This window comes from Enterobacter sp. V87_3 (assembly GCF_029967835.1).
GTDB lineage: Bacteria > Pseudomonadota > Gammaproteobacteria > Enterobacterales > Enterobacteriaceae > Enterobacter > Enterobacter cancerogenus.
This window is the reverse complement of the sequence record NZ_JASCAM010000034.1, coordinates 22343-38074: the sequence shown is the minus strand read 5'-3', so window position 1 is coordinate 38074 and position 15732 is coordinate 22343. Positions and strand designations below refer to the sequence as shown.

12 protein-coding genes are annotated in these 15732 nt (G+C 56.6%); 5 read left to right on the top strand and 7 right to left on the bottom strand.

From position 1 onward, the window contains the following. The 3 genes from lolA to lrp all read right to left on the bottom strand — a co-directional run bounded on the left by lolA (position 1) and on the right by lrp (position 5144). Complete coding sequence (gene lolA, locus QLG21_RS21250; protein ID WP_006174426.1) at positions 1 to 612, bottom strand: outer membrane lipoprotein chaperone LolA; 612 nt, start codon at positions 610 to 612, stop codon at positions 1 to 3. A gap of 125 nt (positions 613 to 737) precedes the next feature. Then, a complete protein-coding gene (gene ftsK, locus QLG21_RS21245) occupies positions 738 to 4514 on the bottom strand; it encodes a DNA translocase FtsK (protein ID WP_282485166.1) in 3777 nt (1258 codons plus the stop codon). 135 nt (positions 4515 to 4649) lie between these two features. Further along, positions 4650 to 5144, bottom strand: a complete 495-nt coding sequence (gene lrp, locus QLG21_RS21240) for a leucine-responsive transcriptional regulator Lrp (protein ID WP_002439523.1) — start codon at positions 5142 to 5144, stop codon at positions 4650 to 4652. Positions 5145 to 5688: 544 nt separating this feature from the next. Between lrp and trxB the strand changes: the two genes are divergently transcribed. From trxB to infA, 5 genes are all read left to right on the top strand, one after another. Further along, positions 5689 to 6657, top strand: a complete 969-nt coding sequence (gene trxB, locus QLG21_RS21235) for a thioredoxin-disulfide reductase (protein WP_137848955.1) — start codon at positions 5689 to 5691, stop codon at positions 6655 to 6657. Between the two features lie 114 nt (positions 6658 to 6771). Beyond that, a complete protein-coding gene (gene cydD, locus QLG21_RS21230) occupies positions 6772 to 8538 on the top strand; it encodes a cysteine/glutathione ABC transporter permease/ATP-binding protein CydD (RefSeq protein ID WP_137271874.1) in 1767 nt (588 codons plus the stop codon). Further along, positions 8538 to 10259 (top strand): cysteine/glutathione ABC transporter ATP-binding protein/permease CydC, encoded by a 1722-nt coding sequence (cydC, locus tag QLG21_RS21225; protein WP_282485165.1) that lies wholly within the window; start codon positions 8538 to 8540, stop codon positions 10257 to 10259. The genes cydD and cydC overlap by 1 nt, the downstream gene beginning before the upstream one ends. 45 nt (positions 10260 to 10304) lie before the next feature. Continuing rightward, positions 10305 to 11012: a leucyl/phenylalanyl-tRNA--protein transferase gene (aat, locus tag QLG21_RS21220; RefSeq protein ID WP_282485164.1), complete on the top strand. Its 708-nt coding sequence runs from the start codon at positions 10305 to 10307 to the stop codon at positions 11010 to 11012. Between the two features lie 284 nt (positions 11013 to 11296). Next, positions 11297 to 11515 carry a translation initiation factor IF-1 gene (gene infA / locus QLG21_RS21215; RefSeq protein ID WP_002211347.1) on the top strand — a complete coding sequence of 73 codons (219 nt, stop codon included), beginning with the start codon at positions 11297 to 11299 and terminating at the stop codon, positions 11513 to 11515. Positions 11516 to 11607: 92 nt separating this feature from the next. Here the strand turns inward: infA and cas6f are convergent, their stop codons facing one another. The 4 genes from cas6f to csy1 are packed head-to-tail and all read right to left on the bottom strand — an operon-like array spanning position 11608 to position 15420. Beyond that, on the bottom strand, positions 11608 to 12162 hold the full coding sequence (gene cas6f, locus QLG21_RS21210; RefSeq protein WP_282485201.1) for a type I-F CRISPR-associated endoribonuclease Cas6/Csy4: 555 nt from the start codon (positions 12160 to 12162) through the stop codon (positions 11608 to 11610). Between the two features lie 9 nt (positions 12163 to 12171). Further along, positions 12172 to 13173 carry a type I-F CRISPR-associated protein Csy3 gene (gene csy3, locus QLG21_RS21205; protein ID WP_282485163.1) on the bottom strand — a complete coding sequence of 334 codons (1002 nt, stop codon included), beginning with the start codon at positions 13171 to 13173 and terminating at the stop codon, positions 12172 to 12174. A 13-nt stretch (positions 13174 to 13186) separates the two neighbouring features. Further along, on the bottom strand, positions 13187 to 14122 hold the full coding sequence (gene csy2 / locus QLG21_RS21200) for a type I-F CRISPR-associated protein Csy2 (RefSeq protein ID WP_282485162.1): 936 nt from the start codon (positions 14120 to 14122) through the stop codon (positions 13187 to 13189). Further along, positions 14119 to 15420, bottom strand: a complete 1302-nt coding sequence (gene csy1, locus QLG21_RS21195) for a type I-F CRISPR-associated protein Csy1 (protein WP_282485161.1) — start codon at positions 15418 to 15420, stop codon at positions 14119 to 14121. Before csy1 ends, csy2 begins: the two co-directional genes overlap by 4 nt. Positions 15421 to 15732: the final 312 nt, after the last annotated feature.

Genomic DNA, 15732 nt, shown 5'->3' with positions numbered 1-15732 from the left:
TTACTTACGTTGGTCGTCCACCGTTACGCCCTGCGGCGGGGTAAAGGTGAATTTCGATGCATCGACAGCGCCGTTTTGCTGTGATTTGAGCTGATAGCTGCTGCGCTGATCGTCTTGCTCAACTGCACCGAACTGATTAATGGTCCCGTTGCTGCTCACGTTGATGGTGAACTGTTTCAGGTTACCGTTGTTGCCTTTTGGCGTCAGAACAAACTCGTCACCGGTCTGTTTGATATTGTACTGCTGCCAGTCGCTGGCCTGGTTACGGGCAATCAGCATGAACGGCGTGTTGCCCGTGGCGTCTTTCAGCCAGGTCGCGGTAGCCTGCTCAACAAACGGGTTATAGAACCACAGCGTTTTGCCGTCAGACACAAGGATGCTTTCATCCGGCTGTGTCATATGCCAGTTGAACAGATTAGGGCGTTTTACCCATAAATCTCCCTGGCCTTCCTGCACCGCGTTGCCGCTGCCGTCTGTAACTTTTTGGGTAAAGCTGGCGTGGAAGCTGCTCACTTTATCCAGGCGGCTTTTAAGGTCGCTGGCGGCATCAGCCCAGACGCTGCTGGCAACAAAACTGGTAAGTAATGCACAGGCGATTGCGATTTTTTTCATTCTTATTCCTTAAAATACGTCGTCCCGAAGCGGGTTCCGTTTCTATTCTGGACCTGCCCGCAGGCAGGTGACAGAAGAATATGCTTAATTTTGACTGATTTACCCTTCTTTGCAATCTCGAAGGATCATTCAAACGGCGGCGGAGCCAGCACCTCACGGTTACCATTATGCCCCTGCTCGCTGACAATCCCCTGCGCTTCCATCTGCTCGATGATGCGCGCCGCGCGGTTATAGCCGATACGGAACTGACGCTGCACGCCGGAAATAGAGGCCTTGCGTTTTTCGGTGACGAAATTAACCGCCTGATCGAATAACGGATCCAGCTCCTCGCCACCGTCAAACCCGCCACCGCCGCCTTCGCTTTCGGTGTCGTTGGTAATGCCATCCACGTATTGCGGACGACCGCGGGCCTTCCAGTCCTGAACAACCGCGTGCACTTCCTGATCGCGGACAAATGCGCCGTGTACGCGCACCGGAGAGGTCGAGTTCGGGCCGGAGTACAGCATGTCACCCATACCCAGCAATGACTCTGCGCCGCCCTGATCGAGGATGGTACGCGAGTCAATTTTACTGGAGACGGTAAACGCAATACGGGTCGGGATGTTCGCTTTGATAAGCCCGGTAATAACGTCAACGGACGGACGCTGGGTCGCCAGAACGAGGTGAATACCGGCCGCACGCGCTTTCTGCGCCAGGCGAGCAATCAACTCTTCGACTTTCTTACCCACGGTCATCATCAGATCGGCGAACTCGTCCACCAGCACCACGATGTAAGGCAGTTTTTCCAGTACAGGATGCTGCGCATCCATGCTGTCACCCGGCTTCCAGTAAGGGTCCGGGATCGGACGGCCCATGCGTGCCGCCTCGGCGATTTTCTCGTTATAGCCCGCCAGATTACGCACGCCCAGCGCCGACATCAGTTTGTAGCGACGTTCCATCTCATTGACGCTCCAGCGCAGCGCGTTGGCAGCATCTTTCATGTCGGTCACAACTTCGGTCAGCAGATGCGGAATACCTTCGTAGACGGAGAGTTCCAGCATTTTCGGGTCGATCATAATGAAGCGCACGTCTTCCGGCTGTGCTTTGTAGAGCATGCTCAGGATCATGGCGTTCACGCCGACGGATTTACCGGAACCGGTGGTACCCGCAACCAGCAGGTGCGGCATTTTCGCCAGATCGGCGACCACCGGGTCGCCCGCGATATCTTTGCCCAGCACCACGGTGAGCGGGGATGGGTTGTCACGGAACTTGGTGTTATCCAGCACTTCGCGCAGGTAAACGGTCTGGCGCTTTTTATTCGGCAGTTCAAGCCCGACGTACGGCTTGCCTGGGATCACTTCAACCACACGCACCGCAACCGTCGACAGCGAACGCGCCAGGTCACGGGACAGGTTTGAAATCCGTGCCGCCTTAACGCCCGGGGCCAGATTCAGCTCGAAGCGGGTGATCACCGGACCCGGTGAGTAGTTCACCACATCGGCCTTGATGCGGAAGTCCGCGAGGCGAGCTTCCACCAGACGGGCCATCTGCTCCAGCGCAAAAGTATCGACTGGCTCGACTTCTGCCGGTGGCGGCGTTAACAGATCCAGAGACGGCAGCGGCGTGCTCGGACGCTGCAGCGGACGGCTGTCGCCGTTACGCATCAGCAGCGGATGAATGAGGCTCTCCTGCGGCTGTGCCGGTGGCTGCTGGAACTGCGGCTGCTGCGGTTGTGCATAAGCCTGCGGAGCGGGCTGCTGCGGCTGCGCATAAGCCTGTGGAGCCGGCTGCTGCGGCTGCGCATAAGTCTGCGGAGCCGGCTGCTGCGGCTGTGCATAAGCCTGTGGAGCCGGTTGCTGACGAACGGGTTCCGCTTCCGGCATGACGCTCGGCGTAAACAGCGGTTCGCTCGGGCCATCATCCACCAGATCTTTCATCGGCGAGAATTCGAAATCCGAAAGCGAGAACGGATTTGCGCCAGACGGCTGCTCACCGGAGTAGCGCTGCTGCTGCGTGGCCGCAAACTGACGTGCTAATTCTGCCTCTGCGGCATCGTCATCGTCTTCGGTAGTCTGCACATCGTGCTGATATTCGTCACCGTAACGCTGATTCTGCTGTGCGGCGAACTGGCGAGCCAGCTCATCCTGATGCAGCTCATCGCCATCATCTTCGTAGTCAGCCTCGCGCGCTTTCTCTTCCGCCATGCGCTGAGAAGGCAGCTTGATACCGTAGGAGGCCAGCTCGCGTCGAGTAGGTACGCGCACGCGGTTAGGGCGAGGCAGCTGTGGACCAATGCCCTCTTTTACCTGAGGACGCGGTGCGCCTCCGGCCAGGCCAAATACCGGTGCCGCTGCGGCGGCGGCAGCCGTCGCCTGTTTAACGCTTTCAGCCACTGGCGCAACGGCTGGCGTTGGGTCGACCGGTGGTACGGAAACAGACGGTGCAGGTGATGACGTTGGCTGCGCCGGTTCCGGCACAGGTTGATACCAGGCCGCCAGCTGCTCGCGTTCGCGGGCGCGGCGCTCTTCAACCTCTTCAAAGTAATACATTGGCGGACGAGACGGTTTCGCCTCTTCCACTGGTTCCGGTTCTGGCGCAGGAGCGACATACGGCTGCACGGGTTCAACCGGCTCAGGCGCAGCATACGGCTGGGCAGGTTCCACTGGCTCAGGCGCAGGTTCATGATACGGCTGGGCCACCGGCTGCTCGTAGTGCGGATACTCTTGCGGAGCGTAAGCAGGCTCTGGCTGATAAGGCTGCTGCCACGGCTCCTGCTGCACGGGCACATAGCTTTCCGGCTCCGGCGCAATAGTCGGTTCCGGCGTGTGGACGCCAGGCGCGGTTTGCCAGGCAACCTGCGGCTGCTGAATCACAGAATCCGGCGCGGGTACAGCCGCGGACGGCATGACTGCATCAGCCGGTGCAGCATAAGCCTGCGCAGCGGTTGTCGCCGCGGCAGCAGCGGCAACCGGCTCCGTGACAGAGTGACCGCTCATAAGCGGATCGTACTCGTCATAATCGTCTGGCGTTGCGCGATGCCCTGAGAAAAGAACGTCATCCGGGTCAACGGCGCTGCCCCCGGCGCGGTACTCAACCCGATCCTCTTCATCCATACGTTTGCCGGAGAAAAGCGCCGCATCCGTTTTACGGCCAAGCGGGTTGGCAAATTTTTCCGCTACGCGCTGACGACGCGCCAGCGCACCGCGCAGAATGCGCGCACGGCGGGATTCACGACGCTCAACGGGTGCATCGTCATCCTCATAGTCATCTTCATATTCGTCTTCATCCACCCACGTATCATCGCGGCGGGTACGGTTGCTGGCAAAAGTGAGAACCGTCAGGATAAAGCTGCCAATCTTCTCGGCGATGCTCACCCACGACCAGCCGGTGAACAGCGTCAAACCGGCGGCCCAGATGCAAAGCAACGCCAGCGTGCCGCCGCTGCTGTGAAGCATCGGTTGCAAGGCGGAGCTTAACAGGCTGCCAATCACCCCGCCGGAAGCAAAGTACCAGATATCATCGGCGTTAATGGCCGCCAGACCACAGGAGGTCAGGATCAGCGCCAGCGCCCCTATCAGGCGCAGTGAAACCGCAAAATAGTCGATGTAGTCGTCGTTCTGACGGTGACGCCATGCAAACCAGCATCCGCCAATAATAATGACGGGAATGGTGTACGCCATCACACCGAAAATGAAAAAGAGCGTGTCAGCAAGCCAGGCACCGGGAACGCCGCCTAAATTATGGATAGGCTCATGCCAGGCGGTTTGCGACCAGCTGGGATCGGAAGGATTGAAACTCAGTAACGCTGCCATCAGCCAGACGGCAAAAAGGGCAATAACAATCAGTAACGCCTCAAGGAGACGACGTCCGCTGCTTAGCTTCGATAGTGTGACTTCTTTGTCTTCAGTGTATTCCTGGCTCAAGAAAGGCTCTCCAGGTATCAGGCATATCCTGCCTGTTTGCTAAAACGGACAACAGCGCCGGGTATCCCCGGCACTGTTGCTGTATGGATTAACAGGAGTGTAATCAAACTACGCTGATAATGCACCTGTTCCGTGTTAGCGGGTCTTAATAACCAGACGATTACTCTGTTTGACCTCTTCCATCACCACGTAGGTACGGGTGTCGTTCACGCCTGGCAGACGCAGCAGGGTTTCACCCAGCAGCTTACGGTAGGCGGACATATCAGGCACACGGGTTTTCAACAGGTAGTCGAAATCACCGGAAACCAGGTGACACTCTTGAATCTCTTCAAGTTTTTGTACAGCGGAGTTAAATTGCTCAAACACATCCGGTGCGCCACGATTCAGAGTAATCTCAACAAATACCAGAAGTGAGGCATCCAGATAATGCGGGTTCAGCAGAGCCGTATAGCCCTGAATAAAACCCTGTCTTTCCAGTCGGCGCACACGCTCGAGGCACGGCGTCGGGGAAAGTCCCACACGTTTTGAAAGCTCGACGTTGGAAATACGCCCATCCTTTTGCAATTCATTAAGAATGTTACGATCGATACGGTCGAGATCTTTGCCAGGGCGCTTCTTGCTATCTACCATTATTATTGTCTCTCTGTATTCCTTCCCTACTCCTGCCTGGACCCTGTGCACATCACTGTTCAGAGCCTGTACCCGTTGTTTATCACATCGCCTGGTTATGTATTAGACGCGACGCAGATTCGGGTTCTGATGGTAAGAAGACCGTTGCCCGAAGGCCGTCACCGACATCACGTATGGCGTCTGTCCACGCCATGCGTAGATTTCACTGACCCGGTAAAAATGGCATTTACGTGCATGTCTATGCGACAAGCAGTTAACGCGGTTTTTTTTCTTCCTTGAATGTTTTCGCAAAAGCGCAGGGGATTGTCAAAGCAAAACATCGATTTTTAGTACAACATGCCGGATATTCATTACGGCAGGGTATTAATCCTCATTTTATTGTCTTATAAACGAGCGGATTCACAGATGAAGCGTTATGTTATAGCGCCACTTCCATCGCTCGTGGCTATTGCACATATCGGTATCAAAACTGCTGTGCTCTTTTTTTACGGCAACAAATTCCCTACAATCCAGCCAAACGTCTGCCAACAACAATGGGGATCTCATGGGCACGGCTAAACACAGTAAGCTGCTAATCCTTGGCTCTGGACCTGCGGGATATACCGCAGCGGTCTACGCTGCACGCGCTAACCTGCAGCCGGTATTAATCACCGGCATGGAAAAAGGCGGTCAGTTGACCACCACGACCGAAGTCGAAAACTGGCCAGGCGACCCGAACGACCTGACCGGGCCGCTGCTGATGGAGCGTATGCACGAGCATGCGGCCAAGTTCGAAACTGAAATTCTCTTCGACCATATCAACAAAGTCGATCTGCAGAACCGTCCGTTCCGCCTGACGGGCGACAGCGGCGAATACACCTGCGACGCGCTGATCATCGCGACCGGCGCATCTGCCCGCTACCTCGGCCTGCCGTCTGAAGAAGCGTTTAAAGGCCGCGGCGTGTCTGCCTGCGCAACCTGCGATGGTTTCTTCTATCGTAATCAGAAAGTGGCGGTCATTGGCGGTGGCAACACGGCGGTAGAAGAAGCGCTGTATCTGGCGAACATCGCCTCAGAGGTTCACCTGATCCACCGTCGTGAAACCTTCCGCGCGGAGAAGATCCTGATCAAACGTCTGATGGATAAAGTGGCGAGCGGCAACATCGTGCTGCACACCAACCGCACGCTGGAAGAGGTCACCGGCGATCAGATGGGCGTATCCGGCCTGCGTCTGCGCGATACCCAGAACGCGGATAACATCGAATCCCTGGACGTGGCGGGTCTGTTTGTGGCAATCGGTCACAGCCCGAACACCGGCATCTTCGAAGGTCAACTGGCGCTGGAAAACGGCTACATCAAGGTTCAGTCTGGTATTCACGGCAACGCGACCCAGACCAGCATCCCGGGCGTGTTCGCTGCAGGCGATGTGATGGACCATATTTACCGCCAGGCGATCACCTCTGCGGGCACCGGCTGCATGGCCGCGCTGGACGCCGAACGCTATCTGGACGGACTGGCTGAGCAGGCCAAATAATCTTTACAAGTCAGTAACAAACGTAAATAAAGGCGGCCACTGGTCGCCTTTATTTTGCCCCGCGTGTAACATGCTGGTGTCTAATTTCTTATAACGTCACCTGCAAAGTACGCAATGGAAAAAAACCGTCAACAAGAATTAACCCGCTGGCTAAAACAGCAAAGCGTTCTTTCCCGCCGCTGGCTTATGTTTTCCCGCGTTCTGGGGCTAATCAGCGGTCTGTTGATTGTTGCCCAGGCATGGCTGCTGGCCCGCATTCTCAACCATATGATCATGGAGAACATCCCGCGCGAAGCGCTGCTGATGCCGTTTGTCGTTCTGGTGCTGGTTTTTGTCCTGCGCGCGTGGGTGGTCTGGCTGCGCGAGCGCGTCGGCTTCCACGCCGGGCAGCAAATTCGCTATGCGATACGCCGTCAGGTGCTGGATCGCCTTCAGGAAGCTGGCCCTGCGTGGATCCAGGGTAAGCCTGCCGGTAGCTGGGCGACGCTGATCCTGGAACAGATTGACGATATGCACGACTACTATGCCCGCTACCTTCCCCAGATGGCGCTGGCTGTTTTCGTACCCTTGCTTATCGTTATCACGATATTCCCGATTAACTGGGTCGCGGCACTGATTCTGCTGGGCACCGCCCCGCTGATCCCGCTGTTCATGGCAATGGTCGGAATGGGCGCTGCGGATGCCAACCGCCGTAACTTCCTCGCACTGGGCCGTTTAAGCGGCCATTTCCTTGACCGCCTGCGCGGCATGGAAACGTTGCGCGTCTTTGGGCGGGGTGAAGCAGAAACCGAGAACATTCGTCTGGCCTCGCAGGATTTTCGCCAGCGCACCATGGAAGTGCTCCGTCTGGCGTTTCTTTCGTCCGGTGTGCTTGAGTTCTTTACCTCGCTGTCGATTGCCCTGGTGGCGGTTTACTTCGGCTTCTCCTACCTCGGTGCCCTGGATTTCGGCCATTACGGCACGGCGGTCACCCTTTCCGCCGGTTTCCTCGCCCTGATCCTGGCACCGGAATTTTTCCAGCCGCTTCGCGATCTCGGCACCTTTTATCATGCCAAAGCGCAGGCGGTAGGCGCAGCCGATAGCCTGAAAACCTTCATGGAGACGCCGCTGGCGCATCCGGAGCGCGGTGAAATCACGCTGAATGCCAAAGAGCCGGTGACCATCGAAGCGCGTCAGTTTTGCGTCCTGTCCCCCGAGGGCAACGTTCTGGCAGGCCCGCTGGACTTTACTTTGCAAGCCGGGCAACGTGTGGTTCTGGTCGGGATCAGTGGTTCCGGGAAAAGCTCCCTGCTGAACGCCCTGGCCGGGTTTATGGCCTATACCGGCTCGCTGCAAATCAACAAAACCGAGCTGCGCGATCTGGACCCCGACGCCTGGCGCAAACAGCTGAGCTGGGTCGGTCAAAACCCGCAACTGCCTGCCTCTACGCTTCGCGAAAATGTGCTTCTGGCGCGCCCGGATGCCCGTGAAGATGAGCTGCAGTCGGTGCTGGATCGCGCCTGGGTCAGCGAGTTTCTGCCGTTGCTCCCGCAGGGCGTAGACACGGTGGTCGGCGATCAGTCCGCCGGGCTATCCGTTGGTCAGGCGCAGCGCATTGCGGTTGCCCGTGCGTTACTGAATCCCTGCCAGCTAATGCTGCTGGATGAACCTGCCGCCAGCCTGGATGCACACAGTGAACAGCGCGTGATGGCGGCCCTGAATGCCGCGTCCGTGCAGCAAACCACCCTGATGGTTACGCACCAGCTGGAAGGGATTGCCGAGTGGGATCAGATCTGGGTTATGGAAAACGGTCAACTCGTGGAACAAGGCGATTACGCCTCTCTTGTTGCTTCGCAGGGGGCGTTTGCCACTCTGCTGGCGAACCGTCAGGAGGATATCTGATGCGCGCCCTGTTACCTTACCTCGCACTGTATAAACGCCACAAATGGATGCTGACGCTGGGGATAATCCTCGCCATCGTGACCCTGCTTGCCAGCATTGGTCTGCTCACACTGTCCGGCTGGTTCTTGTCTGCCTCCGCCGTCGCGGGTTTCGCTGGCTTATACAGTTTTAACTACATGCTTCCGGCAGCGGGCGTCCGTGGCACCGCCATTACCCGTACTGCCGGGCGTTATTTTGAGCGTCTGGTCAGCCACGATGCGACGTTCCGCGTGCTTCAGCACCTGCGTATCTACACCTTCAGCAAACTGCTGCCCCTCTCCCCTGCCGGGCTGGCCCGTTTTCGTCAGGGCGAACTGCTTAACCGCGTGGTGGCGGATGTCGATACGCTGGACCATCTGTACCTGCGGGTGATTTCCCCGATCGTCGGCGCGTTTGTGGTGATTGTGGTGGTCACTCTGGGGCTGTGCGTTCTCGATGTTCCGATTGCCCTGACGCTCGGCGGGATCATGCTGCTGACGCTGATTGTCCTGCCGCCGCTGTTTTATCGTGCCGGTAAGTCCACCGGCGAAAACCTGACGCGCCTGCGTGGAGAGTACCGTCAGGAGCTGACCGCCTGGCTGCAGGGTCAGGCCGAACTCACCATCTTTGGTGCCAGCAAACGCTACCGCGCGCGCATGGAAAGCACCGAGCTGAACTGGCACGAAGCCCAGCGCCGCCAGTCGGAGCTGACCGCCTTCTCACAGGCTGTGATGATGTTAATCGGCGGCGTGGCGGTCATCGCTATGCTGTGGATGGCCTCGGGCGGCGTGGGCGGCAATACCCAGCCCGGTGCGCTGATTGCCCTCTTTGTGTTCTGTGCGCTGGCGGCTTTCGAAGCGCTGGCCCCGGTTACGGGGGCGTTTCAGCATCTCGGCCAGGTTATCGCCTCTGCCCTGCGCATTACGGAGATCGCTGAGCAGGATCCGCAGGTTACGTTCACCTCAGAACAGACTGCCGTGCCCGACCAGGTTTCTCTGACGCTCAGCGATGTCACCTTCGCCTACGACAACCAGGCGCAGAATGCGCTGGAAGGCATTAACCTTTCGGTGAAGGCGGGCCAGCGTATTGCCATTCTTGGGCGTACCGGCTGCGGTAAATCGACCCTTTTACAGCTGTTAACGCGCGCCTGGGATCCGCAGCAGGGTCACATTCAGCTTAACGCCACGCCGCTGGTCGACTTTAGCGAGCAGAGCTTACGTCGGACCGTCAGCGTTGTGCCACAGCGCGTACATCTGTTTAGCGCTACGCTTCGCGATAACCTGCTTCTGGCGGCCCCTCAGGCATCCGACGACGCGCTGCGTGCGATGCTGGAGCAGGTCGGGCTGCATAAACTGCTCGAAGACGAGGGGTTAAACAGCTGGCTCGGAGAAGGCGGACGTCAGCTCTCCGGCGGCGAGTTGCGCCGTCTGGCGATTGCACGCGCGCTGCTGCACGATGCGCCGCTGATGCTGCTCGATGAACCCACCGAGGGGCTGGATGCCACCACCGAGAGCCAAATTCTTGATTTACTGGCAAACGTCATGGAAGGCAAAACCGTGCTGATGGTCACCCACCGTCTGCGCGGCCTGGCGAGCTTTGATCGGATAATTGTGATGGACAACGGACACATTATTGAGCAAGGTAGTCACGCAGAATTGTTGGCGAAACAGGGTCGCTACTACCAGTTTAAACAACGTCTGTAGACTAATATTGTACCGATCCTACTCGCGTACTGGAGTTCTGCTGTCATGCGCCTGGTCCAGCTTTCTCGTCATAATATTGCGTTCCCCTCCCCGGAGGGCGCGCTACGTGAGCCTAACGGGCTGCTGGCCCTGGGCGGCGATCTCAGCCCGGCGCGGCTGTTGATGGCGTACCAGCGCGGCATTTTCCCGTGGTTTTCCCCCGGCGATCCCATTTTATGGTGGTCGCCCGATCCCCGTGCCGTGCTGTGGCCCGCGCAGTTTCACCTGAGCCGCAGCATGAAACGTTTTCACGCCAGGTCAACATATCGCGTCACCCTGAACCACGCCTTTGGCCAGGTGATTGAAGGTTGCGCCGAAGATCGTCATGAAGGCACGTGGATCACGCGCGACATTATTACCGCTTACCATCAACTGCATGAGCTTGGCTATGCGCATTCAATCGAGGTCTGGAATGAGGGCGGCGAACTGATTGGCGGCATGTACGGCGTTGCTCAGGGCACGCTGTTCTGCGGTGAATCGATGTTCTCCCGCGCCGTAAACGCATCCAAAACGGCGCTGCTGGTTTTTTGTGAGGAATTTGCCGGGCGCGGCGGAAAGCTAATGGATTGTCAGGTACTTAACGACCATACCGCCTCGCTGGGCGCGGTTGAAATCCTCCGTCGCCATTACATTGAACACCTGGATACCTGCCGTCAGGAGACGCTCCCGCGCGATTTTTGGCTACCCCGAACACTCTTTATGCCCGGAGCCTAAATGTTTTCCGCACATTTTTTATGAGGGTGTTATAATTACGCCGCAGAATAGGTTCTGCCTGTTGCCCCGCCGCCGTTTGGGACCCCCGCTTCAGATAACGTCCTGACGTTTATCCTGTTGTCTCCCCTTTACGAATGCGCTTCCTGTTCGGTTGTACCGTGACGCCTGGGCAATACGCTGAGACTGTTTTGCTGCGTTTTAAACGCGCAATTCTTTACTTAATTGATGAATTTCGGCATTATCTTGCCGGTTCAAAACTTGGTAGTGATACCCCAGAGGATTAGATGGCCAAAGAAGACAATATTGAAATGCAGGGTACCGTACTTGATACGTTGCCTAATACCATGTTTCGCGTAGAGCTGGAAAACGGTCACGTGGTAACTGCGCACATCTCCGGTAAAATGCGCAAAAACTACATCCGCATTTTAACGGGCGACAAAGTGACTGTTGAACTGACCCCGTACGACCTGAGCAAAGGCCGCATTGTCTTCCGTAGTCGCTAATCGTTTTCGCCTGTAATGGCAGATGAATATGAAATAAGGCCGGGTTTTCCCGGCCTTATTTTTTTACAGGGTTTTATCGGATATCTGGCAGCTTAAAACCACGGGATGGTCGCTGTGCCACTTAATCCGTAGGTGGAAAACGTCCCCGAAACGGGCGTATTGCCGATCTCACCATGGCGTATAAACAGACGGAACGTCTGCCCCGTGGACAGGCTGCGCAAAGTGAGCCACGGCAAATCGGTCTGCTGTTCGCTCATGCCCGGCAGCCGCAGCCGGGCCTCTTCCTCCGTCAGCCAGCCTTTTTTGACCGAACGACGCAGTAACCGCTCCGGGCTGCTTTTCACCTGCACGCGGCTCACGCAGCGCCAGCTCACTCCCGCAGGAATCGGGCGCACGTCCGAACAATGGCAATAGTCCGTCAGCCCTTTTCGCCACGCTGTCGACTCCAGCGCCTGCAGCGCGGGCGCACTGCCGTGCAGACGAAGGCAGGTGCCTGGCTTAAGGTTATGCAACGGAAAGCTCACGCCAATATCGCCCTTTCCCCGCGCGCCTAACGCCCGGTGAAGTTTTGCAAAGAGTGCCGCCATCAGCATCTCTTCATGAAACTCGGGATCGGGCCGTACGTGGATCTCAATGTAGTGATCCATCATGACTCCTTATTCGCTCTTCTCGCCAAACACGCCGCCGCGGATCAAAATCGCCATCACATAATGCTGCTGCTCTACCTCTGGCTTGTGCCCTTTCGTCACCCAGTTATCCAGCAGCGTATAAAAGTCCGTTTTCTCTTTCGGCTGGCGGCATGCAATACCGCGACTGGTGACTGAACCGTATGGCTCCACGGCAATCGCGCCGAGTTCGTCAACGCGTGGATGCCAGGTATCAATGGTTCGGACCGCATTGCCGATCTTCTGCGAGTGCATACCCGCAACGTTATCGACCTGATAAAGCAGGCGGCTCTTGGCACTGTTGCTGTCGAGCACCAGCTCCTGCGATGGAAACACTTCCTGCCCGTTCCCCAGCAGAACATTAGCGCTGACCTCGAGCAGGACAAAGCTTTCACCGCGCAGTCCTTTCTCAATTTCCCGGGAAAGCGTTTGCAGCGCATTATCCTGGGTGGTGAAATCCCGCAGCGGATAGTCATGGGCGTTGAACGTCCAGGTCTCACTCCCCTTCTTCACCGTAATCTCGATTTTTTCTGCGCCTATGCGGTTACGCCACAGGAAGCGACCGTTCGCCAGATTGGTGGCATAGCGGTGGGCCAGCACGCTAAACCCATGCTCGGCAATGTATCCTTCAATAACCTGCTGCAGGGCATCCTGATAGGTGCGATCGTTACAAACCGACGGTACAGAAAGGTTGCCCAGCACGCGCAGGGTGAATCTCACCTGGAGGGTATCGGCCTCTGCCGGCAGCGCCGCCACATCCACGCGCTGCAGGTTGGCTTTCTGGATTTCCGCATCCAGTTTCGTTGGGTCGTTAAGGAGCGCATTTTTCAGCCGATTGGAAATCGTTCCGCGCACCGCCTTTTCCTGAAGCCGGATTGGCTGCCAGTCAGTTCCTTGCCAGTTCCCCGCATACATTACCGCGTCTGACGTTGCCAGCTTGCGTTCGAATGCCAGTACAGAAGCCGTTTTAACGGCAGTTGGAGCCTTTGCCATGTGATAGTCCTTTTTATGAATGTTGTTTTGCTGCCTGCGGCGCGTTGGCACCCTGGCAGTAGTAGCCGGTTTCCGTGGTGTGGTAGCGCCAGAAAATATCCTCCAGCGACGAAATGCGGTGCAGCCCACACCATTCGCCCACGCCATACACCGCTTCGGTAAAGGCAAACGGCGTCTGGTCGTCCCGGGCATGGGTCACCACACCCGGCGCGTAGAGTTCAGAAATGCGCTGGTAACCCGTCATCAGCGGAACCAGATACCCCGGGCAGGGTTTGGGAACGCGCTGCCAGGCGGCTGATTCACCTTCATGGATATCGTCCTCTTCCGGCGTTTCGGCCTGGAATTTCAGGGCGGCAAAATCGAGCCAGGCGTCCAGCATGGTGGCCTGCGGGTTATCTTCAATCAGGCTCTGATGATGCTCGCCAAGCCAGGCGCTGCGATCGCGCAGGACAAAGCCCGGCGTCAGCTGCCACTTCAGGTAAGCCAGCTGTTCATCTGTCGTCGGCTTATCCATAACCGCAATATCTTTAATGCTGACGATAATGCCGCCCGCCAGGCGCAGCGTCGGGCAACGCGCTTTCAGAAACTCTGCCAGCGCCTGCTGGCCGTATTCGCCGTTAACGATTTCACCGTGACACTCCAGCAGCAGGGAGACGGTCATATGCATCCGCCCCTCCTCGTTGAACGAGGCCGTTTTGCCTTCGCGGGTCAGCGGATTGCGCGTCAGGGCAAACTGATAGTCGCGGCCAGACGTATGCGCGTGGATCTGATGCCCGTGGCTGACAACGGCACAGCCTTCCAGCGTCAACCCGTGCGTTTGCGTCAGGATGCGCGACAGCGCGTGGGTGAAACCTAAAAAGTGGGTGATGGCCGGAAAACCGTAAGTGATGCCTGCAATGGCGTTGGCGTTTTCAACGCGCACGTGGCGTAAAAGGATCAGCGTGCTCATTTCAGCGCCTCCCGGAGCATTTTTTCCGTTTCACGCAGATTGGTACGAAGCTTTTCGCGCGTCGCCCATTCTCGTTTTTCCACCTGGCCGACATCCGGGAAGGCTTTTCTCAAACGGACGTTCAACCATACGGCAAAATCTTCTGCAACTTTCTTCTGCCAGTCATCTTTATCGCGTTCCTGGCGAAATGCCTCGTCAGTTTTAGTACGCCACGGATCGAGCCAGAGTTGTTGATGCGCTGCCAGCGTAGGACAGTTGAGCGTCCAGTTTTGCCACTCCTCACGCTGAAGTTTTCCAGAAACCATAAATAACAGATCGATAAGTTCCTCGACGTATTGCTCCCGATCACGGCGAATCGTTACATCTTTTCCTGGCCGTTTGATTACCTCGATCATCAACCGAACCGTACTACGTGCCGCGAGATCAAACTCTCCGCCTTTAGCAAAAATCGAATGTATATTTACTGGCGGCTGGAATACAAATTCCCACTGCGGAGGCTGCGCCGAAAGCAGCCAGACCCGCCCGCCGCGCACGCTGTTCAGATAGGAGATATTCTGTGGCTTGGTACCGCCAAAATGCATTTCAGCGCTTTCAGGAAAGAGCACAAGAGGCTGCGGATGCCAGGTTTTCTCGCGTCGTGCTTTGCGGATGGCGTTTACATCGTCACCAAAACGAAACGCGATCATTTTCTGGTGGTAAGCATGCACCAGCGAGGTGGCAAAGAGAGGACTGAGGAGATGGTAATCCTCACCCACCGGGAAATAGTTCTGCTTTGCCAGCTTGTGCGAAGTGGGTTCACCGGGCGTGAGCGCACGTGAAAAACCGATAATCCATTCATCGAGTTGAGTCGCATCCTTCGAGAAGGCGGCAAGCGGGCTATAGTCACCTCGTTTCAGGCAGGCAAGGAGTGAATCTCCTTCAACGCGGGTTTGCAGCAGCTTTGCGACGTCCAGCGCAGCGGCATTCCCGACGGCATCCGGCTCGACGTCGTCTAACGCGGCGCTGCTGAGATAGCCTTCCTTCTGCGTCGTTTCACTGTACAGGCTGCTGCTTTTCGAATCCCCGTGCGTGAACTTCGCCGCATGGGTGACCAGGCTAATCTGCCCGGCTCGTCGTGCGGCATCGGTGAGCCACGTCTGCGGTTCATAGCGAAGCTCAAGCTCCCTGCGTTCACCTGCCAGAGTTGCGCGATCCGCTTCGTCACCCTTTGCTGCTTCTTTATCAAACGCTTCCAGCTTCGTTTGCCGTCGTGCGGCAATATATTCAGCAATAAAAGTACATAAGTTCCCTTGAAGCACGAATCCCTCCTGAGTAAGGATTACTTATAAAAACAACTAAAACAATTGTTTGGAGTACAAAAGCAGCATCAAAATACCAAAAATCATCCCAGATCTAAGTGCTAATCTGAACATAGAAACGCTTCCGTGGATTGCTAGTGCGAGCAATGTACTCTTTTTGCAAAGCAAATTCCATTCCTATATAAAGCACCTATATAAAGCGTCTATATTATCTCCTTTTTTGCTACCTTTTTTAGATCTCTTGCCCTAAAATTCCCCGCGTAACTATCGCGCAGATAGTTTAGAAATATATGAAGCACCTAAATGCTTCGT